The 26746-nt window shown below is 73.6% G+C and carries 27 protein-coding genes and 1 pseudogene; 10 read left to right on the forward strand and 18 right to left on the reverse strand.

Going from position 1 to position 26746, the window contains the following annotated elements:
- The first annotated feature begins 96 nt into the window (after positions 1-96).
- On the forward strand, positions 97-261 hold the full coding sequence (locus LMU33_RS11235; RefSeq protein ID WP_228619651.1) for a hypothetical protein: 165 nt from the start codon (positions 97-99) through the stop codon (positions 259-261).
- A gap of 69 nt (positions 262-330) precedes the next feature.
- On the opposite strand, the gene egtD is transcribed toward LMU33_RS11235, so the two are convergent.
- From egtD to egtA, 4 genes are read right to left on the reverse strand one after another with little or no spacing between them, the layout of a single operon-like run.
- On the reverse strand, positions 331-1290 hold the full coding sequence (egtD, locus tag LMU33_RS11240; RefSeq protein WP_228619652.1) for an L-histidine N(alpha)-methyltransferase: 960 nt from the start codon (positions 1288-1290) through the stop codon (positions 331-333).
- A complete protein-coding gene (gene egtC / locus LMU33_RS11245) occupies positions 1287-2102 on the reverse strand; it encodes an ergothioneine biosynthesis protein EgtC (protein WP_228619653.1) in 816 nt (271 codons plus the stop codon). The genes egtD and egtC overlap by 4 nt, the downstream gene beginning before the upstream one ends.
- Entirely contained in the window at positions 2102-3439 is a 1338-nt protein-coding gene (egtB, locus tag LMU33_RS11250; protein WP_228619655.1) for an ergothioneine biosynthesis protein EgtB, read from the reverse strand. The genes egtC and egtB overlap by 1 nt, the downstream gene beginning before the upstream one ends.
- Positions 3436-4770 (reverse strand): ergothioneine biosynthesis glutamate--cysteine ligase EgtA, encoded by a 1335-nt coding sequence (egtA, locus tag LMU33_RS11255; protein WP_228619657.1) that lies wholly within the window; start codon positions 4768-4770, stop codon positions 3436-3438. The genes egtB and egtA overlap by 4 nt, the downstream gene beginning before the upstream one ends.
- Positions 4771-5047: 277 nt before the next feature.
- On the opposite strand from egtA, the gene LMU33_RS11260 reads away from it, so the two are divergent.
- Positions 5048-5941, forward strand: coding sequence for a TIGR02452 family protein (locus LMU33_RS11260; protein WP_228619659.1), 894 nt, complete (start codon positions 5048-5050; stop codon positions 5939-5941).
- On the opposite strand, the gene LMU33_RS11265 is transcribed toward LMU33_RS11260, so the two are convergent.
- The 3 genes from LMU33_RS11265 to LMU33_RS11275 form a co-directional block, all read right to left on the reverse strand.
- The gene (locus LMU33_RS11265) at positions 5926-6372 is read right to left on the reverse strand and encodes a type II toxin-antitoxin system PemK/MazF family toxin (protein ID WP_228619660.1); all 447 of its coding nucleotides are present in this window, start codon (positions 6370-6372) and stop codon (positions 5926-5928) included. The two genes, LMU33_RS11260 and LMU33_RS11265, sit on opposite strands and share 16 nt — an antisense overlap.
- Positions 6373-7310: 938 nt before the next feature.
- Complete coding sequence (locus LMU33_RS11270; RefSeq protein WP_228619662.1) at positions 7311-8732, reverse strand: amidase; 1422 nt, start codon at positions 8730-8732, stop codon at positions 7311-7313.
- 35 nt (positions 8733-8767) lie between these two features.
- Positions 8768-10000, reverse strand: coding sequence for an MFS transporter (locus tag LMU33_RS11275; RefSeq protein WP_228619664.1), 1233 nt, complete (start codon positions 9998-10000; stop codon positions 8768-8770).
- 56 nt (positions 10001-10056) lie between these two features.
- Here LMU33_RS11275 and LMU33_RS11280 point away from each other — a divergent pair, with 56 nt between their 5' ends.
- Entirely contained in the window at positions 10057-11034 is a 978-nt protein-coding gene (locus LMU33_RS11280; protein WP_228619665.1) for an ArsR/SmtB family transcription factor, read from the forward strand.
- A gap of 224 nt (positions 11035-11258) precedes the next feature.
- Here the strand turns inward: LMU33_RS11280 and LMU33_RS41940 are convergent, their stop codons facing one another.
- Positions 11259-11396 (reverse strand): hypothetical protein, encoded by a 138-nt coding sequence (locus tag LMU33_RS41940; protein WP_372477927.1) that lies wholly within the window; start codon positions 11394-11396, stop codon positions 11259-11261.
- Here LMU33_RS41940 and LMU33_RS11285 point away from each other — a divergent pair.
- Positions 11344-12109, forward strand: a pseudogene (locus tag LMU33_RS11285) (LLM class F420-dependent oxidoreductase). The gene LMU33_RS41940 and the pseudogene LMU33_RS11285 overlap by 53 nt on opposite strands.
- A gap of 128 nt (positions 12110-12237) precedes the next feature.
- On the opposite strand, the gene LMU33_RS11290 reads toward LMU33_RS11285, so the two are convergent.
- Positions 12238-12801, reverse strand: coding sequence for an NAD(P)H-dependent oxidoreductase (locus LMU33_RS11290; protein ID WP_228619667.1), 564 nt, complete (start codon positions 12799-12801; stop codon positions 12238-12240).
- Between the two features lie 98 nt (positions 12802-12899).
- Between LMU33_RS11290 and LMU33_RS11295 the strand changes: the two genes are divergently transcribed.
- A complete protein-coding gene (locus tag LMU33_RS11295; RefSeq protein ID WP_228619668.1) occupies positions 12900-13580 on the forward strand; it encodes a TetR/AcrR family transcriptional regulator in 681 nt (226 codons plus the stop codon).
- Between the two features lie 1054 nt (positions 13581-14634).
- On the opposite strand, the gene LMU33_RS11300 is transcribed toward LMU33_RS11295, so the two are convergent.
- Both LMU33_RS11300 and LMU33_RS11305 read right to left on the reverse strand, forming a co-directional pair.
- A complete protein-coding gene (locus LMU33_RS11300) occupies positions 14635-15786 on the reverse strand; it encodes an FAD-dependent oxidoreductase (protein ID WP_228619670.1) in 1152 nt (383 codons plus the stop codon).
- A 16-nt stretch (positions 15787-15802) separates the two neighbouring features.
- Complete coding sequence (locus LMU33_RS11305; RefSeq protein ID WP_228619671.1) at positions 15803-16465, reverse strand: TetR/AcrR family transcriptional regulator; 663 nt, start codon at positions 16463-16465, stop codon at positions 15803-15805.
- A 174-nt stretch (positions 16466-16639) separates the two neighbouring features.
- Between LMU33_RS11305 and LMU33_RS11310 the strand changes: the two genes are divergently transcribed.
- Positions 16640-17653: a LacI family DNA-binding transcriptional regulator gene (locus tag LMU33_RS11310; RefSeq protein ID WP_228619672.1), complete on the forward strand. Its 1014-nt coding sequence runs from the start codon at positions 16640-16642 to the stop codon at positions 17651-17653.
- 164 nt (positions 17654-17817) lie between these two features.
- Positions 17818-19254, forward strand: a complete 1437-nt coding sequence (locus LMU33_RS11315) for an aldehyde dehydrogenase family protein (protein ID WP_228619674.1) — start codon at positions 17818-17820, stop codon at positions 19252-19254.
- Between the two features lie 24 nt (positions 19255-19278).
- On the opposite strand, the gene trxA is transcribed toward LMU33_RS11315, so the two are convergent.
- Positions 19279-19662, reverse strand: a complete 384-nt coding sequence (gene trxA / locus LMU33_RS11320; RefSeq protein WP_228619675.1) for a thioredoxin — start codon at positions 19660-19662, stop codon at positions 19279-19281.
- A 140-nt stretch (positions 19663-19802) separates the two neighbouring features.
- On the opposite strand from trxA, the gene LMU33_RS11325 reads away from it, so the two are divergent.
- A complete protein-coding gene (locus LMU33_RS11325; protein ID WP_228619677.1) occupies positions 19803-21242 on the forward strand; it encodes a dihydrolipoyl dehydrogenase family protein in 1440 nt (479 codons plus the stop codon).
- A gap of 17 nt (positions 21243-21259) precedes the next feature.
- Here the strand turns inward: LMU33_RS11325 and LMU33_RS11330 are convergent, their stop codons facing one another.
- Entirely contained in the window at positions 21260-21904 is a 645-nt protein-coding gene (locus tag LMU33_RS11330; protein WP_228619679.1) for a peptide deformylase, read from the reverse strand.
- A gap of 309 nt (positions 21905-22213) precedes the next feature.
- Between LMU33_RS11330 and LMU33_RS11335 the strand changes: the two genes are divergently transcribed.
- Entirely contained in the window at positions 22214-22939 is a 726-nt protein-coding gene (locus LMU33_RS11335; RefSeq protein WP_228619681.1) for a GNAT family N-acetyltransferase, read from the forward strand.
- A 78-nt stretch (positions 22940-23017) separates the two neighbouring features.
- On the opposite strand, the gene LMU33_RS11340 is transcribed toward LMU33_RS11335, so the two are convergent.
- The 5 genes from LMU33_RS11340 to LMU33_RS11360 form a co-directional block, all read right to left on the reverse strand.
- The gene (locus tag LMU33_RS11340; RefSeq protein WP_228619771.1) at positions 23018-23365 is read right to left on the reverse strand and encodes a tetratricopeptide repeat protein; all 348 of its coding nucleotides are present in this window, start codon (positions 23363-23365) and stop codon (positions 23018-23020) included.
- Positions 23366-23427: 62 nt separating this feature from the next.
- Positions 23428-23883, reverse strand: a complete 456-nt coding sequence (locus LMU33_RS11345) for a winged helix DNA-binding protein (protein ID WP_228619683.1) — start codon at positions 23881-23883, stop codon at positions 23428-23430.
- Positions 23880-24368 (reverse strand): MarR family winged helix-turn-helix transcriptional regulator, encoded by a 489-nt coding sequence (locus tag LMU33_RS11350; protein ID WP_228619684.1) that lies wholly within the window; start codon positions 24366-24368, stop codon positions 23880-23882. The genes LMU33_RS11345 and LMU33_RS11350 overlap by 4 nt, the downstream gene beginning before the upstream one ends.
- Positions 24369-24481: 113 nt before the next feature.
- Complete coding sequence (locus LMU33_RS11355; protein ID WP_228619686.1) at positions 24482-25297, reverse strand: alpha/beta fold hydrolase; 816 nt, start codon at positions 25295-25297, stop codon at positions 24482-24484.
- Between the two features lie 238 nt (positions 25298-25535).
- Entirely contained in the window at positions 25536-26231 is a 696-nt protein-coding gene (locus LMU33_RS11360) for a class I SAM-dependent methyltransferase (RefSeq protein WP_228619688.1), read from the reverse strand.
- A 41-nt stretch (positions 26232-26272) separates the two neighbouring features.
- On the opposite strand from LMU33_RS11360, the gene LMU33_RS11365 reads away from it, so the two are divergent.
- On the forward strand, positions 26273-26743 hold the full coding sequence (locus LMU33_RS11365) for a hypothetical protein (protein ID WP_228619689.1): 471 nt from the start codon (positions 26273-26275) through the stop codon (positions 26741-26743).
- Positions 26744-26746: the final 3 nt, after the last annotated feature.

Raw genomic sequence — 26746 nt, forward strand, 5'->3', positions numbered from 1 at the left:
GAAGATCCTCGACATCCCCATCGGCCTGCACACGACCGGCACCCGGCGGGAGACCGACTCCACGACAGTTACGTCGACCGGTCCCTGATGCTGGTCATGGCCCTCTCTCCCGTGATCGGTTACGACAAGACCTCCGCGATCGCCCACAAGGCCGACGACGAGGACACCACCCTGCGTTCCGCCGCACTGGCTTCCGGTTACGTCAGCGCCGAGGACTTCGACCGCATCGTCCGGCCCGCCGCCATGGTCGGTGGGGCATAGAACAACACACGGCCGGGGGCCGCCTGCGCGTGGCCGCAGGCGCGGCGCACTGGCAGACGGCCCCCACACTCACCGCACCACGCTCAGCGACAGCGCGAAGCGGTCCTGCGCATCCGTCCACCAGTGGGTCAATTCGAGCCCGGCGGCCGCCAGTTCGCCGGTCACGCCCTCCTTGCGGAACTTCGCGGACACCTCGGTGCGCAGTTCCTCGCCGGCCGCGAAGTGCACGGCCAGGTCCAGTGCGGGCACCTTCACGGTCTGCGCGGTACGGGAGCGCAGCCGCATCTCGATCCACTCGCGCTCGGGGTCCCAGAGGGCCACATGGTCGAAGGTGTCCGGATCGAAGTCGGCGCCCAGCTCGCGGTCGACCACGGCCAGCACGTTCTTGTTGAACGCCGCCGTCACCCCGGCCGCGTCGTCGTACGCCCGGACCAGCACCCGTTCGTCCTTGACCAGGTCCGTGCCGAGCAGCAGCCCGTCGCCGGGGGCGAGCAGCTCGCGTACGGAGGCCAGGAAGCGGGCGCGTTCGGCGGGCAGCAGGTTGCCGATCGTGCCGCCGAGGAAGGCCAGCAGCCGGGGGCCGGGCGTCGCGGGCAGGGCCAGCGGGGCGGTGAAGTCGGCGATCAGCGCGTGGACCTCGAGGTCCGGGCGCTCCACGACCAGCGCCTTGCCGGCCTGGGTGAGGGCGCTCTCGCTGACGTCGACCGGGACGTACGCGGCGGGCGAGAGCGCGTCGAGGAGAAAGCGGGTCTTCTCCGAGGAGCCCGAGCCGAGTTCGACCAGCGTACGGGCACCGCTCGCCGCGGCGATCTCGCCGGACCGGGTGGCGAGGATCTCCCGCTCGGCGCGGGTGGGGTAGTACTCGGGCAGTTCGGTGATCTGCTCGAACAGCTCGCTGCCGCGGGCGTCGTAGAACCACTTGGGCGGCAGCCACTTGGGGTGGACGGTGAGGCCGTCGAGGACGTCGGCGCGCAGCGCGGCGTCCGTCGCGTCCTCGGGGAGGGTGCGGGTGACGTGCAGGGGGCTCACGTACAGGGCTCCTTCGATGATGGGGGTCCCCCCGCTCGAGCGGAGTCGAGAGTGGGGCAGGACGCGGGATCCTCCAGTGGTGCGAGCAGCACGCCGGCGCGGCTCGCGGTGAGCACGGTGTGGTCGGGGACCTCCTGCCAGAGCGGGTCGTCGTCGTAGGGCTCGGAGGCGACGACCGTGCTCAGGCCGGGCTCCGTGCGGTACCAGAGGGTGTCGTCCCAGGCGGTGGCGGCGATCGTCGTGCCGTCCGTCAGCAGCAGGTTGAGCCGCGAGGCCGGGGCCGCCCCGGCCAGCTGACGAACCGTTTCGCCGAGGGCCTGTTCCGGCTCGTCGCCCGAGCGCAGCCGGTGCAGTACCAGTGCCCAGACGAACGCCGAGTCGGTGCGGGCCTGCAGCGACAGCAGTTCGACCGGGGGCAGCTCGGAGACCAGCGGGGCGACCGAGTCGGGCCAGCCCGCGAGGGCGCCGTTGTGGCTGAACAGCCACCGGCCCGAGGCGAAGGGCGCCGCTGCGGCCTCGGCGTCGGCGCCCGCGAGCGTCGCGTCCCGTACGGCGGCGAGGACGCAGCCGGAGCGCACCACCCGGGCCAGGTCGGCGAAGGACAGGTCCGCCCAGACCGGCCCGGCCCGCCGGTAGCGTGCCGGGAGGGGGTCGCCCTGGGCGTACCAGCCGACCCCGAAACCGTCGGCGTTGACCGTTCCGTAGCGCTGCCGCCGGGGCGCCCACGACTGGCGCACCAGGCCGTGCTCCGGCTCCAGCAGAAGCCGGCCGAGCGGCTCCTCGGGCCCCACATAGGCCAGGTGACGGCACATCAGACGGACTCCGAGCGCGCGGTGCGGAAACCGGAGAAGATCTGCCGCCGGATCGGGTAGTCCCAGTTGCGGAACGTGCCCCGGCAGGCCACCGGGTCCACGGCGAACGAACCGCCGCGCAGCACCTTGTGGTCGGAGCCGAAGAACACCTCCGAGTACTCCTTGTACGGGAAGGCCCGGAAGCCCGGGTAGGGCAGGAAGTCGCTCGCCGTCCACTCCCACACGTCACCGATCAACTGCCGTACGCCGAGGGGTGACTCACCGGCCGGGTAGCTGCCCGCGGGCGCGGGCCTGAGGTGCCGCTGGCCCAGGTTGGCGTGCTCCGGTGCCGGGTCCGCGTCGCCCCACGGATAGCGCATCGAGCGGCCGGTGGCCGGGTCGTGCCGGGCGGCCTTCTCCCACTCCGCCTCGGTGGGCAGCCGCCGCCCGGCCCAGCGGGCGTAGGCGTCGGCCTCGTACCAGCACACGTGCAGCACCGGCTCGTCGGGCGGGACCGCCTCGGTGACCCCGAAGCGGCGCCGCAGCCAGCGGTCGCCGTCCCGGCGCCAGAACAGCGGCGCGGTGATCGTGTGCTGCCTGATGTGGGCCCAGCCCTGCGGGGTCCACCAGCGCTCGGTGTCGTAGCCGCCGTCCTCGATGAACGCCTGGTACGCCGCGTTCGTCACCGGAGTGGTGTCGATCCAGAACGGTGCCACCTCCCGGGCGTGCGCCGGGCGTTCGTTGTCCAGGGCCCACGGCTCGGCCGAGGTGCCCATCGTGAACGGGCCGCCGGGGACGAGGACTTCGGCCGGTCCCGTGAACAGGGGAGCGGGTTCCGGGTCCGGGGCGGTCAGGGCCTGCGGACCCCTTCGGAGCTGATGGGTGATCAGCATCGTCTCGTCGTGCTGCTGTTCGTGCTGGGCGATCATCCCGAAGGCGAACCCGGCCTCGGTCAGCCGGGTGCCGTGGAAGTCCGCGCCCGCCAGCAGGTCCATGACCCGTCCGCGCACCTCGGCCGCGTAGTGGCGGGCCTCGGCGGGCGGCAGCAGCGGCAGCGAGGGCCGCTCCGCCCGCGGATGCTCGAAGGCGTCGTACAGGCTGTCGATCTCGGGCCGCATGGCGTCCCGGCCGCCGACCGCCCGGAGCAGCCACAGCTCCTCCTGGTTGCCGATGTGCGCGAGGTCCCACACCAGCGGGGACATCAGCGGCGAGTGCTGGGTGGTGAGATCGGGCTCCTCGACACAACTGGTCAGCAGCATGGTGCGGTCGCGGGCTGCGGTGAGGGAGGCCAGCACCCGCTCGCGCAGCGTCTCGGTGTCCACCTCGGTCGTCGCGGTGTCGGTCTCGGGCGCGGTCATGTGCGGATGTCCTTCCTCCCGTGGTTCGTGCGGCCGGGCCGGTACGGGGGCAGATCCCTGCCCGCCGGCCGGTCCAGCAGGTCGTCGGCCGGGCACCGGCCGCGCGCGACATAGCGGTCCAGGTACGCGGCCACCGCGCCGGTCACCTCGGCGGTGGCGCCGAGCCGGGGCAGGGCCTCCAGGGCCGCCGCGAAACACACGGCGGCAGCCTCGCGCAGCTCCGGGTCGGCGAGGCCCACTCGGGCCGCGTCGGCCCACAGCGGGTTGTGCGGGGCGGGCAGGTTCATGGCCCGTTCGGCCAGGCGCTTGACGCTCCGGTACGCCGTCTCGGCGGCCGCCGGGTCGTCGAACAGCGCCGCCGTCACCGCGAGCGGTACGATCCAGCCGTCGTCGCCGGGCTGCGCGTCGATCATCCGCAACTCCAGATGGCCACGCGGCCGGACCGGCGGGAACAGGGTGGTCAGGTGGTACTCCAGGTCCGCCCGGGTGGGCGGCCGGGGCGAGCGGGAACGGGTCCACTGCCGGAAGGTGAGCCCCTCGGGCACCTCCCACGGCCCGCTGTCCCGGCGCACACACATCACCGGTGAGTCGAGCACGTGCCGGGCCCAGGCGGCGCGCGGCTCGCCGTCCAGTGAGGGGGCGCCCGCGCGCCCTGCGCCGATCTCCATCCACATCAACTGCCGGGTGGACTGCCAGCCCGTGGGCTCGCGGCCCATCAGCGGGGAGTTGGCGAACGCGGCCACCAGGACCGCCCCCAGCAGATGGGCCAGCCACCAGCGGCGCCGGTAGCCGAGCGGGCCCGGCTCCTCGTGGCCGGCGTCCACGCAGACCTGCACGGAGGCGGAGGCGCACATCATGTGGCGGCCCGCCGGACCGGTGCGGTCCATGCAGGTCTCCATCGCGTCGTAGCGCGGCTCGTGCAGGAGTCGGCGGGGGGCGTGCCAGGGATCGTGGCCGATGCCGACCAGACCGAGCCCTTCCCCGGCGAGCACGGCGCGTACGGTCTCCAGGTCGGCGGAGACGGTGCCGATGCACTCCATCAGGGAGGCGGCGGGCGGCGAACTCAGCTCCAGCTGGCCGCCGGGTTCCACGGTGAGCGGCGACCGCAGGGGCAGGGCCCGCAGTGCGGCGTACACCGCTCCGAGTCGTTCGGGTGACACGGGGAGCTGCGGCGTCCGCAGCTCATGGACCAGCCACTCCAGTTCGACACCGAGCGCGCGGGGCGGCCCGGTCTTGAAACAGATGCCCCGGACCAGGGCCTCCACCTCGGCTTCGGCGACGGCGGTACGGTGGTCCGTACAGTCGCCACCGTCGCTCTGTGCATCGGACATGTCGGGATCCTCCTGAGATTCCACCATGCCACCGGCCCGGTTCGGACATGGGGCCGGGCAGGCGCGCGTTCCACCCAAGACCCTCGAGCCGATTCGCACAAGGGTGCCCCTCGGGACGTTCTGATTCGGTCATCTCCGTTTCCGTAGGCGTTCGCGGGCCGTTCCGGGGGCGGGAAACTCCGTTGCACCGCATCACCAGCATCGCTCAGGATGCGTGCATGAGCACGACGGGGGAGACCGCGCAGGCCGCGGACACGGCGCCCACGGGGGTGGCGCCATGAGCGCGCGCCTGCGCGGGATCGCTGCGCAGACGGAGCAGATCGTGGCGGCGGGCCGTTATCGCGCGCCGGACGGTCGCGAGGTGTCCCTCGCGCCGCGGATCGAGGCCGCGCGGGCCGGTACGCGGATGTTCGGCCCGGAACCGGTTTCCGTACGGCAGCCGGGCGGAACAGGCGCCTTCGGTGAGGCGGTGGCCGGCTCGGAGCCCGCGGCGGACACCGTTGTCGAGGTCACCGGGGAGAGCAGCCTGGAGGCCGCCCGCCGGCTGGCCGGCGCCCCGGTCGCTGTCCTGAACTTCGCCTCCGCCCGCAATCCCGGCGGCGGCTACCTCAACGGCGCACAGGCCCAGGAGGAGGCCCTGTGCCGAGCCTCCGCGCTGTACACCTGCCTGCTGGAGGCCCGGGAGTTCTACGACCACCACCGCGCCCACCGCGACCCGTTGTACACGGACCGGGTGATCCACAGCCCCTCCGTCCCGGTGTTCCGTGACGACCGGGGCCGCCTGCTGGCCGAGCCGTACCTCGCGGGCTTCCTGACCGCGGCCGCCCCCAACGCGGGCGTCGTACGGCGTACGGAACCGCAGCGCGCCGCCGAGCTGCCGGGCGCGCTCGCGGTGCGGGCCGAGCGGGTCCTGGAGACGGCCGCCGCCCACGGCTACGGCCGGCTGGTGCTCGGCGCCTGGGGCTGCGGGGTGTTCCAGAACGACCCGGCGCAGGTCGCGGGCGCGTTCCGGGCCCTGCTCGGCCCCGGCGGCCGGTTCGCCCACACGTTCGAGCACGTGGTGTTCGGGGTGCTGGACCGGACGCCGGGAACGGTGGTCCGGGAGGCGTTCATCCGGGCGTTCCCGGAATCCCGGACCGGAGTGCCGTACGCCGGTCAGGTCCAGCCGTAGCGCTCGTGCAGCCGCTGCCGGACGAGGTTGAAGCGCATCCGGTCCAGCGCGCACGCCTCTCGGCGCATGCCCTCCTCGTGCAGCCGCAGCACGCGGTCCACGTCCACCCACGAGTCCCGGCCCGACCGGTCCCACGGCCCGCTGCCGATCGCGACCCACTCCCGGTCGCCGTCATGCCGCTTGCTCGACAGCTGTACGGCGAGGAAGGTGCCGGCCGCCTCCCGGGCGACGACCAGCACCGGGCGGTCCTTGCCCCGGCCGTCGTTCTCCTCGAACGGCACCCAGGTCCACACGATCTCGCCGGGGTCGGGGTCGCCGTCGTGGGCGGGGGAGTACTCGGTGCGCACCCGGCCGACCTGGCGCGGGTCGGCCTCGGTGGTCGCGTGGGGGCCGTAGCGGCCGGGGACGTTCTCATCGGTAAGCATGGTCACGGGGGCACCCTAGTGGGCGGCTCGCGGGGCGCAAGGGGCGCCCGTCATCTGTGCGTTGTGGGGGCGGGCGGGCAGAGGGACAGCGGATTGAGCGGTGGTGGCCGAGGCGCGGAGTTTGACGGAGATTGTCGGCCCGGGTCGTGGGGATCGGTGGAGGCTGACCGACGACCCGGGCCACAAGGACGGGTGGAGGAAGCCGGCCCGGGCGACGGAGACGGGGGAGGCTGCCGGGGCCGAGGAGGCGGGCGGTGAGGTCTGTCAGGTGCCGGGGCGGGTGCCGATCCGCATGCCCGGGCGTCACGCCCGCCTCGCCGGCGGTGAGGCTGCGCTGTGCGCCGTGCGGCAGCCAGGCCAGGGCGCCCTCGGTGAGCGGCCGCGGTTCGTTCTCCGGGCCCGTGCCGAGCACGCCGTCCCCGGACACGACCAGCAGCATCACGTCCAGCTGCGGCTCGGTGTGCGCCGTGATCCGTTCGCCCGGGGCGAGCCGGACCACGTTGGCGTCGACGCCCGGCTGACCGGGAGCGGCCGGGCGGCCCGCCGAAACCCAGCTGACCGCCCGGCCGGATGGGGTTGGGCGGCCGGGACGCGGTGGTCGCCTTGCCGGAGGCGGGCGGGTGGCTGGGGAAGTGGTGGTGGTCGGCCGGTCGGGAGGGGGGTGGGTGACTGGGAAGTGCTGGAGGTCGGCCGACGTGGGGTGGGGCGGAGGCGGAACCCCTGTGACCCGCTGGCCGGATGGGGTTGGGCGGTCGGGACCCTGGTGGTCGCCTTGTGGGAGTGGGGGGATGGCTGGGGAAGTGCTGGTCGTCCGCCGGTTGGGAGGGGGCGGGCGTCTGGGACGTGCTGGTGGTCGGCCGGTCGGGGAAGGGGTGGGCGTCTGGGAAGTCCAGGTGGTCGCTCCGTCGCGCGGTCCGGAACCCCTGGTGCGGGCGAAGTGGCCGTCAGGCGGCCCGCGTTGCCGGCGCGGGCTCTGGCGGCCAGCGGTCGTGCCAGTGCAGCTCCGCCTCCAACTGGGCGGCGAGGGAGACCAGTACGGGTTCGCTGTGGGCGGGGCCGAGCAGCTGCGCGCCCACCGGCAGGCCGTCACCGACGAACCCGGCGGGCACGTTCACGCCCGGCCAGCCCAGCACGTTCCACGGCCAGGCGTACGGGCAGGCGGCGATCATCGCCCGGTCCGTGGCCAGCCCGCGCAGTCGGTACAGGGCGCCGATCCGGGGCGGGGGAGCGGCTGTCGTCGGCGCGAGGATCAGGTCGTACGAGGAGAGGAACCGGCCTATCCGCCTGTGCAGCACCGCCTCCGCGCGGCGGGCCGCCCTGAGCGGGGCTCCGCCGAGCAGCCGGCCGAGCCGGGCCGCGTCCCGGGTGCGCGGGTCGAGCAGTGCCGGGTCGGGCGCCTCGCGCACGTGCTCGGCGATACCGGCCGTGGCGCGCGGTACGAAGGTCAGCCCGATCTGCCCGTACGGCGGGTCGGCCTCCTCGACGTCGTGCCCCAACTGCGCCAATTTCTCGGCCAGTTCGAAGACCCGGGCGCGGATCTCCGGGTCCAGCCGGACCGGAACGGCCGTGAACGGCGGCTTCAGGGACAGCGCGATCCGCAGCCGGCCCGGGTCGCGGCCGACCGCGTCCGCCACCGTCAGCGCGGGCGGCCGGTGCGGGTCCCGGTCGTGGTTGCCACTCGCCGCGTCCAGCAGCAGGGCCGCGTCGGCGACCGTGCGGGCGAGGGTGCCGTTGACCGTGATGCCCTGGAAGGACTCACCGCGGGGCCAGGTGGAGATGCGGCCGCGCTGGGGCTTGATGCCGATCAGGCCGGTCCACGCGGCCGGGATGCGCACCGAGCCGGCGCCGTCGGAGCCGAGCGCCGCGGGGACGAGCCCGGCGGCGACGGCGGCGGCCGAGCCCCCGGACGAACCCCCGGGCGTGTGCCCGGGGTGCCACGGGTTGCGGGTGTCACCGAACGCCGGTCCCTCGGTGAACGGCCACTGCCCCAGCTCGCACGTGTTGGTCTTGCCGACGATCACGGCGCCGGCCGTGCGCAGTCGCCGTACCGCCTCCCCGTCCTCGGCGACCGCGGGGAACTCGCCGGCGCAGCCGAACGCGGTCGGCTCCCCGGCCACGTCCATGTCGTCCTTCACCGCCAACGGCACCCCGAGCAGCGGACGGCGCCCGCCGGAGGCCAACTCCCGGTCGGCGGCGTCCGCTTCGGCGAGCGCGGCCTCGGCCCGTACGATGCGGAAGGCGTTCAGCGTCCCCTGCGTGGCCTCGATCCGGGCCAGCGCCCGCTCGACCAGCGCGCGGGAGGTCACCTCCCCGTCGGCCAGCGCACGCCGGGTCTCCACGAGGCCGGCGGAACGGTCGTGCGTCATGGGCGGGCACCTCCGGGAGCCTCCGGGACCGATGTCTACCGAACGGTAACGTCACAACCGGGCTGCCGTACGGGTTTCGCCCCGATGCCTTGCCCGGCGCCCAGGTGCCGTACCAGGCCCAGTCCGGTCAGCAGCGCCACCACAGCGCACACGCCGGACCAACCGCACCCCGCGTACGCCCGGGAGCCGAGCCAGGAACCGAGGCTGCCGCCCAGGTAGGCGCAGGTCATGTAGGCGGTGTTGAGGCGGCTGCGGACGTTCGCGGCGAGGGCGTAGACGCGCACCTGGTTGGCGACCATGCCGGACTGCATGCCGACGTCCAGCAGCAGCGTGCCCGCCACCAGGGACAGCAGGCCGGGGGTGCCGCCGAGGGCGCCGAGGGCGAGGATCGCCGCGGACGCGAGGACCAGCAGGAAGCAGACGAGGTTTACCGCGTCGGCGCCACGCCGGTCCACCAGCCGGCCCGCGACCGGCGTGACGAGCATCGTCACCGCGTTGACCAGCGCGAGCAGTCCGACCGCGTCCGCGCCGAGGCCGTACACCGGGCCCGTCAGCAGCAGCGCCACAGCGGTCCACACGGCGGAGAAGCCGGCGAACACCGTCGCCTGGTAGAAGGAGGAGCGGCGCAGGGCCGGTTCGGCGAACAGGAGGCGGACGGGCTCGGTCAGCAACCGCGGGTAGCGCTGCCGGGACGGCGTCGCCGCGCTCGGGAGCGTGCGGGCCAGGAGCAGCGCCACCGCGAGGGAGAGCAGGGCCGCCAGGACGTACGCCGCCCGCCAGCCCAGCCGGTCGCCGAGGGCGCCGCCGGCCGTGCGGGACAGCAGCATGCCCGCGAGGGCCCCGCTCAGCAGTGTGCCGCCGACCACGCCCCGCCGCTCCGGCGGGACCAGTCCGGCCGCCAGCGGGCCGGCCAGCGGAGCGATCACCGTGCTCGCGCCGACCAGCACGCTCGCCGCGAGCAGGCCCGGCAGCGCGGGCGCGGCGGCGGCGGAGCACAGGCCGAGGCCGGTCAGGGTGAGGAGGGTGACCAGTAGCGGGCGCGGCGGCAGCCGGTCGCCGAGCGGGACGAGCAGGAAGATGCCGGCCGCGTATCCGAACTGGGTCGCGGTCACCACCCCGGCCGCCGTGCCGGGGGAGACGCCGAGACCCGCCGCCACGAGCGGGGCGAGGGCCTGTGGGAAGTAGACATTGCCGACCGCGACCCCGCAGGCCAGCGCCAGCAGCGCGACGAGCCGCGGGGTACGCTGCCCGGTGTGGTGATCCGTCATGTACCGAAGTCCACGCCCTGTGCGGGCGATTGGCGAAGGATGTAGACGGGGGCTAAATGATCAGCTTCCGGCTCGGGGTCGACGACCTCGCCGACACCCGGTTCGCGATCTCCCCGCTGGGCGAGCTGATGGAGAGCCTGCGTGTCCTGCGGGCCCCCGCCCTGCACCCCCTGCACCGCGGCTGGCGCCGCGCCGTGCTCGCCGCCCTCGACCCCGCCGATCTGCCGCTGCTGTCGGCCCTGGTCGGTCCGGCCCTGGCCCTTCCCGACTTCCTGACGCCCCGGCCCGCCCGCTACGCCGCCACGCTGGACGAGGAGCTGACCGTCGTACGGGCCACGCACCCGGAGGTCGTACGACGTGACCTGCGCGCCGCGCACGCCCCGCGCCCGCTCCCGGGCGCACTGCGGCGGGCCACCGCGCCCGGCGACGATCCCGTCCTCGAACTCCTCGACACCGTCTGCTCGTTGCTGCACCGCTACTGGCAGACGGCCCTGCAGCCCCACTGGCCCCGGATCCGGCTCGTGCTGGAGGCCGACATCACACACCGCGCGGGGCTGCTGGCCACCGGCGGTGCGCGGTCGCTGTTCACCGGTCTCCATCCGAACCTCGGCTGGCGGGACGGCGTCCTGACCATCGACAAGATGATCGGCCGGCACGCGGTCGACGGCGCCGGACGGGGCCTGCGGCTGGTCCCCTCGGTGTTCGCGCACAAACCGGCGCCCCCGATCAGCGCCGGCGCGCCGCCGATGCTCGCCTACCCGGGCCGGGGCACCGCCACCCTGTGGGAGCCCGAACCCCCGCCCGACGCCTCCGCGCTCACCGCCCTGCTCGGCGCACCCCGCACCACCCTGCTGCGGCTGCTCGCGGAACCCCTGCCCACGGTGGAACTCGCCCGCCGCCTGGGCGTGACCCCGAGTGCCGTCTCCCAGCACCTGCGGGTACTGGACGCCACCGGCCTGGTGACCCGCACCCGGGACGGCCGACGGGTGCTGTACCGGCGCAGCGCACTGGCGGAACGCCTGGTCGGGCGCTGACGGGCGTGCATGGCACACGTGAAGGCCGCCTTTGTCCGGCTGCGGATCCGGCCTTTGTCCGGCTCTTGTCCGGCTCCTGTCCGGCCGGGGGGAGTCCACCGTGTCGGGTTGACTTCGAGCGCGCTCCAGCGCCTGGCGTCGGTGGCTCGACGGGCGGCAGGCGACAGACGGTCCGGACGGACGGAGGCGGCCATGCGCGTGGGTGTGCACATCAACCGGTTCGATCATCCCGGCAGCGGGCCCGCGCTGGGCGCAGAACTCGCCGCGGCCGGCGCCGCCGCGGAGGCGGCCGGGGTGAGCCGGCTGTCGGTGATGGACCACTGCTCCCAGATGGAGTTCAACGGCGGCGCCGAGGCCCCCATGCTGGAGGCCTACACCACGCTCGGCCACCTCGCCGCCCACACCTCCACGGTCCGGCTCGGCGCTCTGGTGACCGGGGTGACGTACCGCCATCCCGGACTGCTCGCCAAGATCGTCACCACCCTCGACGTACTGTCCGGCGGCCGGGCCACGCTGGGCATCGGTGCCGCCTGGTACGACCGCGAACGCCACGGTCTCGGCGTGCCGTACCCGCCGCTCGCCGAGCGTTTCGAGAGGCTGGAGGAGACGCTGCGGATCTGTCTGCGGATGTGGGACCCGCAGGACAACGGCCCGTTCGAGGGCCGGCACTACCGGCTGGCGGAGACCTTGTGCGTTCCCCGCGCCGGTCAGCACCCCGCACCCGGAGATCATGATCGGCGGCGGGGGAGAGAAGAAGACCCTGCGGCTGGTGGCCCGGTACGCCGACGCCTGCAACCTCATCCCGTCCTCGCCCGAGGAACTGCGCCACAAGCTGGAGGTACTGCGCGGGCACTGCGAGAGCGTGGGGCGGGACCACGACACCATCCGCAAGACCGTCGCCTACACCGGCGAGCACGCCACTGCCGGCGACCTCGACGCCTTCCTGCGGGACATGGAGGGCTACACCAAGCTGGGCATCGACACGGTGATCCTCTGCCCGCGGCTCGGCACGACCTCCGCGTGGATGGAGCGCTTCGCGGCCCCGGCGGTGGAGCGACTGGCCGACCTGGACTGATCCGGGTGCGTGGCGGTTCCCGGGCCGGGCCGTGCGGCACGCGAACGTGCAGAGGGGCCGGATGCCGTCCGGCCCCTCTGCACGGTGCGTGCGCGTACGTACGTGTGTACGGCTCCCGGTGCTGCGACTCAGGCGGCCGCGGCCTCGCCGACGTTGCCGTGCAGACGGGCGACGACCTCGGTCAGCTGGGCGGCGACCTCGGCGTCGTCGACCGGGTGGGTCTCGGCGAAGCGGGTCAGGGAGCCCGGGATGGACAGCTTGATGTCCTCGATGACCTTGCCGCCGGCGATGCCCACGGCCTTGCGGGCCTCGTCCTGCGCCCACACGCCGCCGTACTGGCCGAAGGCGGTGCCGATGACGGCGGCCGGCTTGCCGCCGAAGGCGCCGGCGCCGTACGGGCGGGACAGCCAGTCGATGGCGTTCTTCAGGACGGCCGGGATGGTGCCGTTGTACTCGGGGGAGAAGAGCAGGAAGGCGTCGGCGGCCTGCGCGGCCTCGCGCAGCTTGGCGGCGGCGGCCGGGACGCTGCCCTCGACGTCGATGTCCTCGTTGTAGAAGGGGACGTCGGCCAGGCCTTCGAACAGCACGACCTCGGCGCCCTCCGGAGCGAGCTTGACGGCGGCCTCGGCGAGGCGACGGTTGGTCGAACCGGCACGAAGGCTGCCGACGAGCGCGAGGATGCGAACAGACATGGGAACTCCAAGAAGCTGAAACATCGCCGTTACGATCCGGACCGAGGTCCGCTTAATTTCTAGCACCTTAACCGGACCGCGGTCCAGTTTTGTTCCCCATGCTTTACGCTTGCTTCATGTCCAGCGCTCTGCCGCCCTTCCCGCCCTCTCAAGAACCCCTCGACATCCCTCAGTTGCTCGAGGTCGGCATGGGGCCCGAGGAGCCGTGCCTGCGTGCCGACGCCGCGCGCAACCGGGCCCGGCTGCTGGAGGCCGCCGCGCGGCTGATCGCGGAACACGGGGTGGCCGGGGTCACCATGGAGGCCGTCGCGGCGGCGGCTCAGGTGGGCAAGGGGACGGTCTTCCGTCGCTTCGGCGACCGCACGGGGCTGCTGATGGCGCTGCTCGACCACTCCGACCGGAAACTGCAGGCCGACTTCCTGGGCGGGCCTCCGCCGCTGGGGCCCGGAGCGCTGCCCCTGGAGCGACTGCGGGCGTTCGGCGTGGCGGTGCTGTACCGCCGCGTCGAGCAGCTCGACCTGCATCTGGCCGCCCAGATGGAACCAACCCGCCGGTTCTCCCACCCGGCGGTCACCGCGCTGCGCACGCACATCGCGATGCTGCTGCGGCAGATCGTGCCGGAAGCCGACTGCGAGCTGCTGTCCCAGACCCTGCTCAACTCGCTCGACCCGGCCCTGATCCACCACCAGACCAGGCAGTGCGGCATGCCGATGGAGCGGCTGGAGTCCGGCTGGATCGACCTGGTCGCCCGAGTCACGGGCACCCGCGCCCCTGACTGATCCCGCCCCCGCGCCTGCGGCTGGATCTGCACCGGCTCCTGGCGGGGCTCGTGCTGGCGCCTGCGGCGGGACCTGCGCCGGATCCTGGCTGAGCTCGTGCTCGCGCCTGCGGTAGGGCCTGCACCGGCTCCTGGCTGAGTCCGTGCTCGCGCCTGCGGCGGGGCCTGCACCGGCTCCTGGCGGGGCTCGTGCTCGCGCCTGCGGCTGGACCTGCACCGGCTCCTGGCGGGGCTCGTGCTCGCGCCTGCGGCTGGATCTGCTCCGGATTCTGGCTGGCCTGTGCCCGACCCGGCGGGACCTGCACCGGCTCCTGACTGAGCTCGCGCTCGCGCCTGCGGCTGGACCTACACCGGATCCTGGCTGAGCTCGCCCCCGTGCCTGCGGCTGTACCCGCTCCGGCTCCTGGCTGAGCTCGCGCCCGCGCCTCCGGCCGGACCCGCACCCGCGCCTGCGGCTGGACCCGCACCGGACCCCCCGCTGGACCCGCGCCTAACCCCAGGCTGAGCTCTTCTCGACAACCCACCCGGATCCTTCGCCAAGCCCCGGCCGCGCGCCTCACGCGGCCGCTCCTCGAGCCCCGAGCAACGCCTCGCACGCGGCCCACCCGGATGCGGGCCCTGCTGGCGAACGTGCGGCCGCCGAACAAGCCTCACACCGGGGTTGCCCCGTCGAGCACCGGCCTGCCCATCACGTGGTTGCCCCACCGAACGCTGGGCCTGAAAGCCGAAACCCCATGGCCGCCTCGCCGAGTGACGCCGTGGCCATCGCGTGCGCACTCGCCGAGCCCCGGCCGACGATCCGTAGGCAGCCGACCAGCTGGGGGTGGGCCCGGGCCCCGGTCGGTGATCCGCACCCAGCCGTCCCGCTGAGCCCCCGCTCGGCCACCACGCGATCGCGCCCACTGTGCGTCAGCCGCCCGCTTGGCGCCACCGGCGACCCACGCCCCGTCCCCCATGCTGCATGGCCCCCACCGACCGTCGGGCTTGGTCACCGCGCGGTCGCTCGCCGGGTCCTGGCTCCGCCACCCACCCCTGCCCGCCCATGGCCGCCCTGCTCAGCGCCCGTCAGCCGTGCTGGGGAACATGTCGAGCAGCCCCTGTGGCGCGTCGGCGCGGAACAGGAGCGTGGTGTTCTGGGCGGACTCCGCCGCGGACACCTCCGCACGCCGGAACATCCGGTCTTCGTACGTGGTGAGCGCGGCCTCGGTGTCTTCGGGGTGCGCGGCCACTGCGAGGCCCAGTTCGGCGCCGTCGAGGAGTGCAAGATTCGCGCCCTCGCCCGCGAACGGCGACATGAGGTGAGCCGCGTCCCCGACCAGGGTCACCCCGGGCACCCGGTCCCAGCGGTGACCGACCGGCAGCGCGTGGATCCGCCGGGGCACCAGCGGCCCGTCCGCGTCGGCGACCAGGGCCCGCAGGCTCTCGTCCCAGCCGTCGAACTCCTTCAGCACCGCCGCCTTCGCCGCCTCGGTGTCGCCGAAGTCGATGCCGTCCAGCCAGTCCTCCGGCGCCTCGACGGCCGTGTACACATGCAGACTGCCGTCGGTCTCGCGGTGCGCGAGGAAGCCCCGGCCCGCGCCGAGCGCGAAGAGCATCCCGCCGCCGACGACCGCCGCGCTCGCCGGATGGCGCAGATCCGCCTCCGACAGGTCGGCCTCCACGAAGGACACGCCCGTGTACGAGGGCCGGGCGGGGGAGAGCAGCGGACGGATCCGGGACCACGCGCCGTCCGCGCCGACCAGCAGGTCCGTGGTGAACCCGGTGCCGTCCTCGAGCGTGACCTCGTGCCGGCCGCTGCCCAGCGGGCGCGCGCCGGTGACCTTGGCGTCCCAGCGGACCGTGCCCTCGGGCAGCGAGCCGAGCAGCAGCTCGCGCAGGTCGCCGCGGTCGATCTCGGGCCGGCCGCGGGAGCCGTCGTCGTCCTCGGTGCGCCGGACGGTGGCGTGCCGGTCGAGGACACGCATGGCCTGGCCGCCGCTGTGGACCCGTTTCAGGAAGTCCTCGTGCAGCCCGGCCGCCCGCAGCGCCTCCTGCCCGGAGTCGTCGTGTATGTCGAGCATGCCGCCCTGGGTCCGGGCGGTCGGCCCGGGGTCCAGGTCGAAGAGGGCGGCCTCGATGCCGTGCACGTGCAGCACGCGGGCGAGCGCGAGCCCGCCGAGGCCCGCGCCGACGACGGCGATCGGATGGTGAGGGCGGTGGCTGGTCATGGGGCCTCCTGGCGGGTCAGTGGGGTACGGCGGTGTGCTCGATGCCGTTGATCAAGGCCTGGAAGGCCCAGGACAGGCGGGCCTCGGGGGTGCCGGAGAGCAGCGCGTCGGCGCTCGCGGCGATGTGCGGATGGGTGTCGGCCGGCGCCTCGCGCAGGGCGCGGGTCAGCGCCTGCCGGTCGCCCTGGGAGTCCCCTCCGGCGTGCTCGGCGGCGGTCGCGGTGGCGTGCTGCAACAGCAGGTCGACGCCCCACGCGGCCTGTTCGCGCGGTACGCCGCCAGACCGGAGCAGGTCGAGCAGGGTCTCGATGAGCCGCAGGTAGTTCGGGCCGCTCGGCCACGCGGTCAGTGCCGAGCGTGCCAGGCTCGGATGCTGCAGGAGCATCGCCGTGTAGGCGGTGAGCACCTTCTCCAGCCGCTCCCGCCAGTCGCCCTCGGCCGGGGCCGGGGCGACCGTGCCGAGCAGCTCGTCCAGGACGGCCGCGTGCAGTTCGTCGGTGTTGCGGACGTAGACGTACAGCGAGGCCGGACCGGTGTCGAGCTCCTGTGCCAGTCGGCGCATGGTCACCTTGCGCAGCCCTTCCGCGCGCAGGATCGCGACGGCGGCGGTGACGATGCCCTCCCGGGTCAGGGCGGGCTTGGCGGGGCGCGCGCGACGCGAGCGGGGAGCAGTGCTCATGTCTCCACGGTAACGAACATGTTCGTCGCGAACAAGTACGTTACGAACATGTTCGTCCCGGCCGTCCACCGGTTCACTCAGGAGATCTCAGGAGGCCGCTGCGCCTGATTCGTCGAACGGTGAACGGTGAACCACATCGCCCCGCCTCTTCCCGGCCTCCGCCCCTCTGCCAAGATGCGGTCTGTCATGGTGCAGATACCGAACACGCCCACGAGTGCCGATGTGGCCCGCCTGGCGGGCGTCTCGCGCGCGACCGTGTCCTACGTCCTCAACAACACCAGCGCCGTCCGGATCAGCGAACCGACGCGGCGCCGCGTGCGTGAGGCCGCGCGGGAACTGGGGTACGTCCCGCACGCCGCCGCCCGCAGCCTGCGCGCCGGACACAGCCGTATGGTCCTCATGCCCGCCCCGGCGATCCCCGTGGGCCCGCTCTACAGCAGGTTCCTCAACGAGCTGCAGTGGGAGCTCGGCCGGCTCGACTACACCGTCGTGCAGTACGGAACCGTCGGCCTCAATGGAGACGAAGCCGCCCGCGCCTGGGCGGAGTTGCGGCCGGTCGCCGTCCTGGTGCCCGGTGCGGGACTCGGGCCGCAGGGCGTCGGGGTGCTCAAGCGCTCCGGTGCCCGGGCCGTGCTCACCCTCGGCCCCGGACGCGTCGACGGCGCGCACGCCCTGCTCATGGACCACGACGCCGTCGGTGCGTGCGCGGGCGCCCATCTGTACGCTCGGGGCCGGCGCCGGATCGGTGTGGTGGTGCCCGAGGAGTCCGGCCTGGAGGCGTACTCCCGGCCCCGGCTCGCCGGTGTGCGCCAGGCTTTGCACGGCACGGACGCCGTCGTCACCGAGCTTCCGCTCGCGTACACGGAGGAGTCGGCCACGCAACTGGCCGCGCGCGTAGGGGAGTTGGAACTGGATGCGGTGTTCGCCTACAACGACGAGTACGCGATGCTCCTGATGCGCGCCCTGCAGGACGCGGGTGTGCGCATCCCCGAGGACGCGGCCGTGATCGGCGCCGACGACCTGATGCTCGGGCGGCTGCTGCGGCCTCGCCTCAGCACGGTGCACATCGAACTGCCCTCGGGCCGCGAGCTCGCCGAGCTGGTCGACCGGGCGGTCCGCGACCCCGGCGGCGTGCCGGAGGTGCACAAGGTCCTGGGCGCCTCGGTGATCCGGCGCGAGTCCACCTGACGGCGGACCTCGGTGGCAGCCGGAGCGCGGGCGACGCCGACGGGGACACACCTCCCGGTGGTGACGGGGTTCCGGAGGGGCGTCATAGCGATGTAGTTTCGCGCTCAACCAAGTAGCGTCGAGGCGGCAGTTCCGTACCGCCCGGCGATCGATCGGAGAGCCGTATGCCGCTGCTCGACCCGAAGACCTGGCAGGAACGCAGCCTTGCCGGACCCGCCCACACCGTCACCGAGCCCGCCACCGGCGACGCGCTCGGCACCGTCACCCTCGCCGCCCCCGAGGACGTCGGCCGCGCGGCGCAGGCCGCCCGCGCAGCCCAGACCGACTGGGCCCGCACACCGCACTTCCAGCGGGCCCGGGTGCTGCGCAGGGCGGGGGACCTGTTCACCGAGCACGCCGACGGGTTGCGCGAGTGGCTCGTGCGCGAGTCCGGATCCGTGCCGGGCAAGGCGGACTTCGAGCTCCATGTGGCCGCCCAGGAGTGCTACGAGGCCGCCGCCCTGGCCTCCCGGCCGACCGGCCAGGTGCTGCCCAGCGAGGCGCCCCGGCTGTCGTACACCCGCCGGGTCCCGGTCGGCGTGGTGGGCGTGATCTCCCCGTTCAACGCGCCGCTGATCCTGTCCATCCGCTCCGTCGCGCCGGCCCTGGCGCTCGGCAACGCCGTGGTCCTCAAGCCGGATCCGCGCACAGCCGTCTGCGGCGGCCTCGCCCTCGCCGCCGTCTTCGCGGCCGCCGGCCTGCCCGAGGACCTGCTGCAGGTGCTGCCCGGCGCAGCGGAGGCGGGCCGGGCGCTGGTCGAGGACCCGCTCGTCCCCGTCATCTCCTTCACCGGATCCACCGCGGCGGGCCGCGCCGTCGGCGAGGCGGCCGGCCGCCACCTGAAGCGGGCCCACCTCGAACTCGGCGGGAACTCGGCCCTGATCGTGCTGGCGGACGCCGACCTCGACGCCGTGGTCTCCACGGCCGCCTGGGGCTCGTTCTTCCACCAGGGGCAGATCTGCATGACGACCGGCCGTCATCTCGTGCACGCCTCGCTCTACGACGAGTACGTCGAACGGCTCGCTGCCAAGGCCGACTCGCTGACCGTCGGCGATCCCCACCGCGAGCAGGTCCACCTCGGGCCTGTCATCGACGCGGGACAACTCGCCAAGATCGACGGCCTGGTGCGCACGAGCACGGCCCGCGGCGCGAGACTCGCCGCGGGCGGCAGTCACGAACAGCTCTTCTACCGGCCGACCGTACTGGCCGACGCGGGCGACGACACCCCGGCCTACGCCGAAGAGGTCTTCGGCCCGGTCGCGCCGGTCCGCTCCTTCGGCACCGCCGACGAGGCGGCCGCGCTCGCCGCGGACAGCCCGTACGGCCTCTCCCTCGGCATCGTCAGCCGGGACACCGCGCGGGCCCTCGACCTGGCCGAGCGGATCCCCACCGGCATCGTCCACGTCAACGACCAGACCGTGAACGACGAGGCGGTGGCCCCCTTCGGCGGCGTCGCCGCGTCCGGCACCGGCGCCCGCTTCGGCGGCGAGGCCAACCTGGACGCCTTCACCGCGCTGCGCTGGACGACCGTACGCGGCGACGTGGCGCCGTACCCCTTCTAGGGGCGGTCTTACCCGCGCCAGGGGCTACTGGGCGGTGCCGCCCTGGGCCTCCTGGGCCGCGATGCTCTTGCGGACCTCGTCCATGTCCAGCTTCCGGGCCTGCCCGATGAGGTCCGTCAGCGCGGCCTCGGGCAGGGCGCCCGGCTGGGCGAAGACGGCGACCTTGTCCCGCACGATCATCAGCGTCGGGATCGACTGGATGCCGAAGGCCTGCGCCAGCTCCGGCTGGGCCTCGGTGTCCACCTTGCCGAAGACCAGGTCCGGGTTGTCCACGGCGGCCTTCTCGTACACGGGTGCGAACTGACGGCACGGCCCGCACCAGGCAGCCCAGAAGTCGATCAGAACGAAGTCGTTGTCGGTGACCGTCTGGTCGAAGTTGTCCTTGGTCAGCTCCACGGTGCTGCTCATGGCGTGAGTCCCTCTTCCTGGTGTGGGGTGTGCCGACGGCGGAAACACGGCCGTCGGACCGCCTATTCCACACGTGCACGTCTGTGTTCCGCGCACGTACCCATGTGGCCGTCGCGCACACCACCCACCAGACTGACCCCATGACGGAAACGACGGAATCGGAATCCATCGCGTACGACGTCGTGGTGCTCGGGGCCGGGCCCGTGGGGGAGAACGTCGCCGACCGCACCCGCGCGGCCGGTCTGACCACCGCGGTCGTGGAGAGCGAGCTGGTCGGCGGCGAGTGCTCGTACTGGGCGTGCATGCCCAGCAAGGCCCTCCTCCGGCCGGTCCTCGCCCAGGCGGACGCCCGCCGGCTGCCCGGTCTCGCCCAGGCGGTCCAGGGCCCGCTCGACACCCCGGCCGTGCTCGCCCGCCGGGACGAGTACACCTCCCACTGGAAGGACGACGGCCAGGTCGGCTGGCTCGACGGCATCGGCGCCGACCTGTACCGCGGCCACGGGCGGCTCGCCGGCCCCCGCACGGTCACCGTGACGGCCCCCGACGGCACAGTCACCACCCTCACCGCCCGGCACGCCGTCGCAGTCGCCACCGGCACCCGCGCCCAGCTGCCCGACCTGCCCGGCCTCGCCGAGGTGAAACCGTGGACCAGCCGCGAGGCCACCAGCGCCAAGGCCGCCCCGGCCCGGCTGATCGTCGTCGGCGGCGGTGTCGTTGCCACCGAGATGGCCACCGCCTGGCAGGCCCTCGGCTCCCGGGTCACCCTGCTGGTGCGCGGCAAGGGGCTGCTGAACCGCATGGAGCCGTTCGCCGGGGAACTGGTCGCCGAGGCGCTCACCGAGGCGGGCGCCGACGTCCGAACCGGCACCTCGGTGGAGTCCGTCACCCGGAAGGACGGCACGGTCGTGGCCGTCACCGCCGACGGAGACCGCATCGAGGGCGACGAGATCCTCTTCGCCACCGGCCGGATCCCGCACACCGACGACATCGGCCTCGACACCGTCGGCCTGGAACCCGGCTCCTGGCTGGACGTCGACGACACCCTCCGCGTCACCGGCACCGACTGGCTGTACGCCGTCGGCGACGTCAACCACCGCGCCCTCCTCACCCACCAGGGCAAGTACCAGGCCCGCATCGCGGGCGCCGCGATCGCAGCCCGCGCGGCCGGCGACTCCGTGGCGGACGAGTCCTGGGGCGCGCACGTGGCCACCGCCGACCACCACGCCGTACCCCAGGTGGTGTTCACCGACCCCGAGGCCGCAGCGGTCGGGCTCTCCCTCGCCGAGGCCGAACAGGCCGGCCACCGCGTCCGCGCCGTCGACGTGGAGTTCTCCGCCGTCGCGGGCGCGGGCCTGTACGGCGACGGCTACAAGGGCCGCGCCCGCATGGTGGTCGACCTGGAGGACGAGATCCTGCGCGGCGTCACCTTCGTCGGCCCCGGCGTCGGCGAGCTCATCCACTCGGCGACCGTCGCCGTCGCGGGCCGGGTCCCGGTCAGCCGCCTGTGGCACGCCGTCCCGTCGTACCCCACGCTGAGCGAGGTGTGGCTGCGACTGCTGGAGGCCTTCCGGGACAACTGACCAGCCGTCAAGGGGAGTTACGGCAGTTCAAAGCCGAGCGCCTCGGCCGCCGCCTCGGGTGTCGGCCGGTTCCACAGCGCGGCGACCGCCTCGTTCGTGGACAGCGAGCGTGGTTCGGCGCGGTCCAGGTAGAGGGTGCCGTCCAGGTGGTCCGTCTCGTGCTGGACGATCCGGGCGGGCCACCCGGTGAACACCTCGTCCAGCGCGCGCCCGTGCTCGTCCTCGGCGCGCAGCCGTACCTCGGCGTGCCGGGCCACCACCGCCTGCCAGCCCGGCACGCTCAGGCAGCCCTCGAAGAAGGCGGCACGAGCGGTGCCCAGCGGCTCGTAGACCGGGTTGACCAGGACACGGAACGGCTGCGGCACCCGGCCCCGGGCCACCGCGACCTCCTCGGGCACCGGCGCCGGATCCTCGATGACCGCGATCCTGAGCGGCACTCCGACCTGCGGCGCGGCGAGGCCCACGCCGGGCGCGGCGTGCATGGTGGCGCGCAGGGCCTCGATGAAACGGGCCAGCAGGGCGGGGCCGAGCTGACCGTCGTACGGCTCGGTCCCGCGCCGCAGCACCGGCTGCCCGGCCGCGACGATGGGCAAGGGGCCGCCGGCGGCGAGGAGTTCCTCGACCCGCTCGGCCAGCGGCGCGTGATCATGGAAAGGGGCCATCGCGCCAGCATGCCACGCCACCTGGCCGCCCACGGACACACCGGGTCGGGACGCCGCGAAGCGGCCCGGTCCGGCGCGCCGGCTGCGGCTTTGGCGTCCGGTGCGAGCCGGAGGGCCGGCTTCTGGGCGCGCTGCGCGAGGGGACGGGCAGGTGGCCGCGGGCCCGGGAGCAGCAGTGCCTCGGGGACGACCTCGCCCGCACCGTCGTCGTCACCGTCCCGACCAGGCGGCCGGCCGAGGACGTCGTCTCCCCCCGGTCCGCCGCGGTTCACGGACACGGGGGAGGGCCGTACGGAAGACTGACGGCCCATGGCGGTCTTCGTCTTCCTGCCGCTGGTGCTGTCGCTGTCCGCCCGGCAACCGCCGCCGGGCGGCTGGTCCGGCCCCCGGACAGGGGGTGCCGTACCGCGCGACGAGGTTGCGCGCACCACGGCCCCCACTGCGACCCGGAGGACACGGATGGCGTTCTCGGTACGGTCCCTGACCCCGGACACCTGGCCCGACTTCGCACGGCTGGTGGCCGAGCACGACGGGGTCTGGGGCGGCTGCTGGTGCATGGCGTTCCACGAGGAGGGCGTCGGCCGCACCAGGACGCCCGAGCAGAACCGGGCGGAGAAGGCGGCCAGGGTCCGCGAGGGCAGGGCACACGCGGCCCTGGTGTACGACGGCCCCGACTGCGTCGGCTGGTGCCAGTTCGGGCCGCCCGCCGAGCTGCCCAGGATCAAACACCGCCGCGCCTACGAGACGGCCGCCCCGTCCCCGCCCGACTGGCGGATCACCTGCTTCTTCGTGCACCGTGCCAGACGCCGCACGGGTGTGGCCTCGGCCGCGCTCGACGGCGCCCTGCGCGAGATCGCCCGGCTCGGCGGCGGCACGGTGGAGAGCTTCCCGCAGGACACCGAGGGCACCCGGGTGTCCGCGTCCTTCCTGCACAACGGCACGGTCGCCCTGTTCGAGAGCCGGGGCTTCACCCGTGCCCGGCGGCTGGGCAAGAACCACTGGGTGGTCACCCACACGGTACGGCCGTCCGCCTGAGACATGCCGAGGGCCCGGCCCCCTGACGGGAACCGGGCCCTCGCCCCGAGGCTGACCACTGCGGCCCACCGCCGCGGCTCACTCCCGCGGGAGGTCGCCCGCGAGCGCCGAGGCGATCCGCAGATGCCGCTCCGCCTCCTCGTGCCGGGCCTGCCGCTGGAGCGTACGGCCCAGCATCAGCCGGGCGTAGTGCTCCACCGGGTCACGCTGGACGATGATCCGCAACTCCGCTTCCGCGCGGCTCAGTTGGGCCGAGTGGTAGTAGGCGCGAGCCAGCAGCAGCCGGGGTCCGGTCTGCTCCGGCACCTCCTCGACCAGCCCGGTCAGCACCCGCGCCGCGCCCGCGTAGTCCTTGGCGTCGAAGAACTGCCGCGCGCGCTCCCAGCGCTCGGCCGGTGTGCCGTGGTCGTAGTACGTGGTCTCCACTTGCGTCTCCACTCGTGACCTCCTTCGACGGCCACAACGGAACGCATTTGTTCAATATTCCACTAACTCTGTCGGGTCTCCAGGGCGGCCAGCTCCGTGTCGGCGCGTTCCTTGATCAGGGTCAGCACGCGGCCGGTCACGGCGCGGTCCTCCTCGGAGATGCCGGCGTAGATCCGCGCTGTCACCGGTGCCGTGTCGGCCGAGGCCTTGGCGTACAACTCCCGGCCCGCGTCGGTGATGTCGACACGGGACCCCTCCGCCGCGACGAGCAGCCCGGCGGCGATCAGCTCGTCGATCGTCCCGTGAGCGTCCGCCGCGTGGACCTTCAACGCGCCGGTGACGCCGTCGACCAGCGTGGCGCGCTCGACCGGCGCATCCGCCACGGCGACGAGGCGCAGGGTGACGTTCTGCTGGAACGTGGTGCCGTGGCGGGCCAGTACGCGCTCCAGGACGGCGCGCGCGGCGTAGTGGGCGAGGGCGATGGTCCGAGGGTCGACAAGGGGTGCGGTGGTGGTCATGACTGCTCCGTCTCGTGATCGGTGGTGCCGAACGGGTCAAGCGGTGCGTCGAGCAGGACCGTCAGCTCCCGGGTGAACTCGCGTGTGCGCGCACTGCCGAGACCGCCGAGCGGCGCCAGCAGCTGCCGCAGCAGCCCCTGCACCACATCGATCGCCTTCCGGGTGACCTCGCGGCCCTGCTCGGTGAGTTCGAGCTGTACGGCGCGCGGGTCGGCGGGGTCCCGGGTGCGCTCGACCAGGCCGGCCGACTCCAGGCCGCGGGCGAGCTTGGAGACGTAGAGCGCCTCCAGGCCGGTGTGATCGGCGAGGCGTCGCTGGCTGGGCCGCAGACCTGAGCGGTGCATGCCGTACAGCGACGCGACCAGTGCGTACTGGGCGTGGGTCAGCCCCAGCGGGGCCACGGCGCGGTCCACCGCGACCCGCCACTTCATGGACAGCCGCCACACCAGGAAACCGGGTGTGGCTCCTTCGGGAGCCTCACTCATGGCAGATACAGTACATGGCTACTATGTACATGGCTACTGTTTTTCGGGGCGAGCGATGCGGCCGGCTGGGAGCCGCGGTCCGCCACCGTGGTTCGCGCCGCGACACCGACGCGTCACCCCTGGGTGGCCACCTGTGTGGTCAGGAAGTCCAGCACGGCGGAGTTGAAGCGCTCGGGCTGCTCGGCGCCGGGCAGATGCCCGGCCTTCTCGATGACGACCATGGTTGCGTGGGGGACGAGACGGTGGATCGCCTCGGCGTCCGCGACGGGCGTGTAGACGTCGTCCGCGCCGACGACGATCAGGACCGGCTCCCGTACGGCGGCCAACGTGTCCCGGTAGTCCGGTCGTTCAGCCCGTCCCCTCAGTGCCGCCGCCGCGCCGTGGGGGTCGGTGGCGCGCATCATGCCCAGGACGTGCTCCGCGACGTCCGGCATCGCGGTGACGTTGTACGGGGCGAGCATCTTGTCGATCACCTCACCTGCGTAGCCGTCCATCCCCTCGGCGAGGAGCCTGTCGGCCAGCCGGTTGCGGAACGCCTTGCCCTCGTCGGTTTCGGCCGGGGCGGAGGTGTCGGACAGCACGAGGGCGTGCACCCGCTGCGGGTGGCGGCGCCGGAACTCCATGGTGATCTGACCGCCCATGGACACACCGCCGACCACCGCCCGCCCGATGTCCAGGTGGTCGAGGAGCGCGGCGAGATCGTCGGCGAAGTCGGAGAGGAAGACCTTGCCCGGGGTGACGCTGCTGCGGCCGTACCCGCGCAGATCGGGGGTGATGACCCGGTACCCGGCTTCGGCCAGTGCCTTGGCCTGGGGCGCCCACAGGGTGCGGTTGAAGGGGTGTCCGTGGATCAGCAGGACCGGCAGCCCGGCCGAGGGCCCGAGGTCGTCGTAGTGGAGGGTGGCGCCGCGCAGGGCTACGGCGTTCATGTCGGACACACTTACTCCAGGATCGGCAGCTCGGCAGGCGTGTTGCTGATGGTCGGGCCCGCCGTCCCCCGCCCCCCGGCAGCCCGTGGCAGCGTAAACCCTGCCCCTGGGGGCAAGGTCAAGAGCGGAGCACGGCCGCCCGATCCGTCGTAGGCCCTGGCCGGTGCCGCTGCTCATCGCCCGGATGCTGACCACCTCCCCCCTGTCCCGGCCAACCGGTTCGGAAGCGCCTGCCCCCTTATGGGCGACGGAGCCTGACGGCCAGGAAGTGCGGCTGTTGGTGGGTCTTCTCGTAGCGGCGCGGATCGGCCGACCGGGCCGCCTCCTGCGCTCGCGGCTCCTCCAGCGCCTCCAGTGCGAACCCGGCCCCCAGGAGCTCGCCGAGGAACCGCTCCAGCGTCATCCTCCAGTAGCTGAGGGAGAAACCGTTGCCGAAGGGCAGTTCGACGCGTTCGTGAGCGAAGTAGGAGCCGCCGAAGTAGCCCCAGTCGCCGGTGGGATGGGTCGTGGACACGAGCAGGGTGCCACCCGGCCGCAGGACGCGCCGGATCTCGCCGAGCAGTTGTCCGCGCGCGTCGACGTGGTGGTAGACGAGAGCCATGACGACCAGGTCGAACGACTCGTCCGCCAGAAAGGGCAGCGGCTCCTCCAGATCGTGATGGTGCAGGACGGCGTCGACCCCGAGCCGCCCCCGCGCGGAGTGCAGAAGGCTCTGGCTCCCGTCCACCCCGACGACCCGGGCAGCCCCCCGTTCCAGGAGTTCCGCGGCGTAGTGGCCGGCCCCGCACCCGAGATCCAGGACCCGAAGTCCGGTCACATCACCGGCGAGCCTCAGCATGGCGGGCCGATCCGTATGCGCGTTGTACGCGCTGTCCGTGGCCTGCGAGGCGAACTGGTCGCCCATCTCGCCGTGGTAGGCGGTCTCGGCACTCATCGGAGCATTCTCGCAGCCGGCCGGCGGACATGCAGGGCCGGATGGCCGTCGGAGCCGTCGGGGACGGGGTAGTAGCGGTGGGTGGTGGGATCGACGGCGACGACGTGGGCGCCGTCGGCCAGGTGCGCGCGGCCGGTGACGGTCGGGTGCCGGTTGCGGTTGTCGGCGGTGGGGACCCAGCCGGATTCGGCGGCGACGAAGAGGCGGCGGGCCGGAGTGTCGTGGGCGTGGACGTCGGGGTCCCGGCCGGCTTCGTCGGTTGCGGTGGCGCGGAAGGTGGTCAGGTCGGCGGTGGGGAGGCGGTCGTTGGTGTCGCAGGTGGCCGGTGGGTCGCGGCGGGTGGATTGGGGTGGATGGTGTGGCGGGTCGATGCCGTCGGGCGCGTGGTCATCGGCGTGTGCGTGGGACTGATCACCGGTGTGCGGTCGGCGCGTCGGCTCGTGCGGCAGTTCTCCGGTACCGGAGTCCTGGGCGCGTTGAGTACGTTGGCGGCGTACACGGCGCCGGCGTGATGG

This window comes from Streptomyces barringtoniae, from assembly GCF_020819595.1.
Taxonomy (GTDB): Bacteria; Actinomycetota; Actinomycetes; order Streptomycetales; family Streptomycetaceae; genus Streptomyces; species Streptomyces barringtoniae.

Bases quoted from the DNA above. Each gene is read 5' to 3' on its own strand.
- trxA (WP_228619675.1), bottom strand. From the start codon at position 19,662: ATGAGCAGCACCGTGGAGCTGACCAAGGACAACTTCGACCAGACGGTC.
- LMU33_RS11335 (WP_228619681.1), top strand. From the start codon at position 22,214: ATGGCGGTCTTCGTCTTCCTGCCGCTGGTGCTGTCGCTGTCCGCCCGG.
- egtB (WP_228619655.1), bottom strand. From the start codon at position 3,439: ATGACCGCGCCCGAGACCGACACCGCGACGACCGAGGTGGACACCGAG.
- LMU33_RS41940 (WP_372477927.1), bottom strand. From the start codon at position 11,396: ATGGGGGCCTCGGCGCCGCCGTTGAACTCCATCTGGGAGCAGTGGTCC.
- LMU33_RS11310 (WP_228619672.1), top strand. From the start codon at position 16,640: ATGCGGTCTGTCATGGTGCAGATACCGAACACGCCCACGAGTGCCGAT.
- LMU33_RS11260 (WP_228619659.1), top strand. From the start codon at position 5,048: ATGAGCGCGCGCCTGCGCGGGATCGCTGCGCAGACGGAGCAGATCGTG.
- egtC (WP_228619653.1), bottom strand. From the start codon at position 2,102: ATGTGCCGTCACCTGGCCTATGTGGGGCCCGAGGAGCCGCTCGGCCGG.
- LMU33_RS11360 (WP_228619688.1), bottom strand. From the start codon at position 26,231: ATGAGTGCCGAGACCGCCTACCACGGCGAGATGGGCGACCAGTTCGCC.
- LMU33_RS11355 (WP_228619686.1), bottom strand. From the start codon at position 25,297: ATGAACGCCGTAGCCCTGCGCGGCGCCACCCTCCACTACGACGACCTC.
- LMU33_RS11280 (WP_228619665.1), top strand. From the start codon at position 10,057: ATGATCAGCTTCCGGCTCGGGGTCGACGACCTCGCCGACACCCGGTTC.
- LMU33_RS11345 (WP_228619683.1), bottom strand. From the start codon at position 23,883: ATGACCACCACCGCACCCCTTGTCGACCCTCGGACCATCGCCCTCGCC.
- LMU33_RS11275 (WP_228619664.1), bottom strand. From the start codon at position 10,000: ATGACGGATCACCACACCGGGCAGCGTACCCCGCGGCTCGTCGCGCTG.
- LMU33_RS11315 (WP_228619674.1), top strand. From the start codon at position 17,818: ATGCCGCTGCTCGACCCGAAGACCTGGCAGGAACGCAGCCTTGCCGGA.
- LMU33_RS11295 (WP_228619668.1), top strand. From the start codon at position 12,900: ATGCTTTACGCTTGCTTCATGTCCAGCGCTCTGCCGCCCTTCCCGCCC.
- LMU33_RS11235 (WP_228619651.1), top strand. From the start codon at position 97: ATGGCCCTCTCTCCCGTGATCGGTTACGACAAGACCTCCGCGATCGCC.
- LMU33_RS11300 (WP_228619670.1), bottom strand. From the start codon at position 15,786: ATGACCAGCCACCGCCCTCACCATCCGATCGCCGTCGTCGGCGCGGGC.
- LMU33_RS11330 (WP_228619679.1), bottom strand. From the start codon at position 21,904: ATGGCCCCTTTCCATGATCACGCGCCGCTGGCCGAGCGGGTCGAGGAA.
- egtA (WP_228619657.1), bottom strand. From the start codon at position 4,770: ATGTCCGATGCACAGAGCGACGGTGGCGACTGTACGGACCACCGTACC.
- LMU33_RS11305 (WP_228619671.1), bottom strand. From the start codon at position 16,465: ATGAGCACTGCTCCCCGCTCGCGTCGCGCGCGCCCCGCCAAGCCCGCC.
- LMU33_RS11365 (WP_228619689.1), top strand. From the start codon at position 26,273: ATGGCCGTCGGAGCCGTCGGGGACGGGGTAGTAGCGGTGGGTGGTGGG.
- LMU33_RS11350 (WP_228619684.1), bottom strand. From the start codon at position 24,368: ATGAGTGAGGCTCCCGAAGGAGCCACACCCGGTTTCCTGGTGTGGCGG.
- LMU33_RS11325 (WP_228619677.1), top strand. From the start codon at position 19,803: ATGACGGAAACGACGGAATCGGAATCCATCGCGTACGACGTCGTGGTG.
- LMU33_RS11270 (WP_228619662.1), bottom strand. From the start codon at position 8,732: ATGACGCACGACCGTTCCGCCGGCCTCGTGGAGACCCGGCGTGCGCTG.
- LMU33_RS11290 (WP_228619667.1), bottom strand. From the start codon at position 12,801: ATGTCTGTTCGCATCCTCGCGCTCGTCGGCAGCCTTCGTGCCGGTTCG.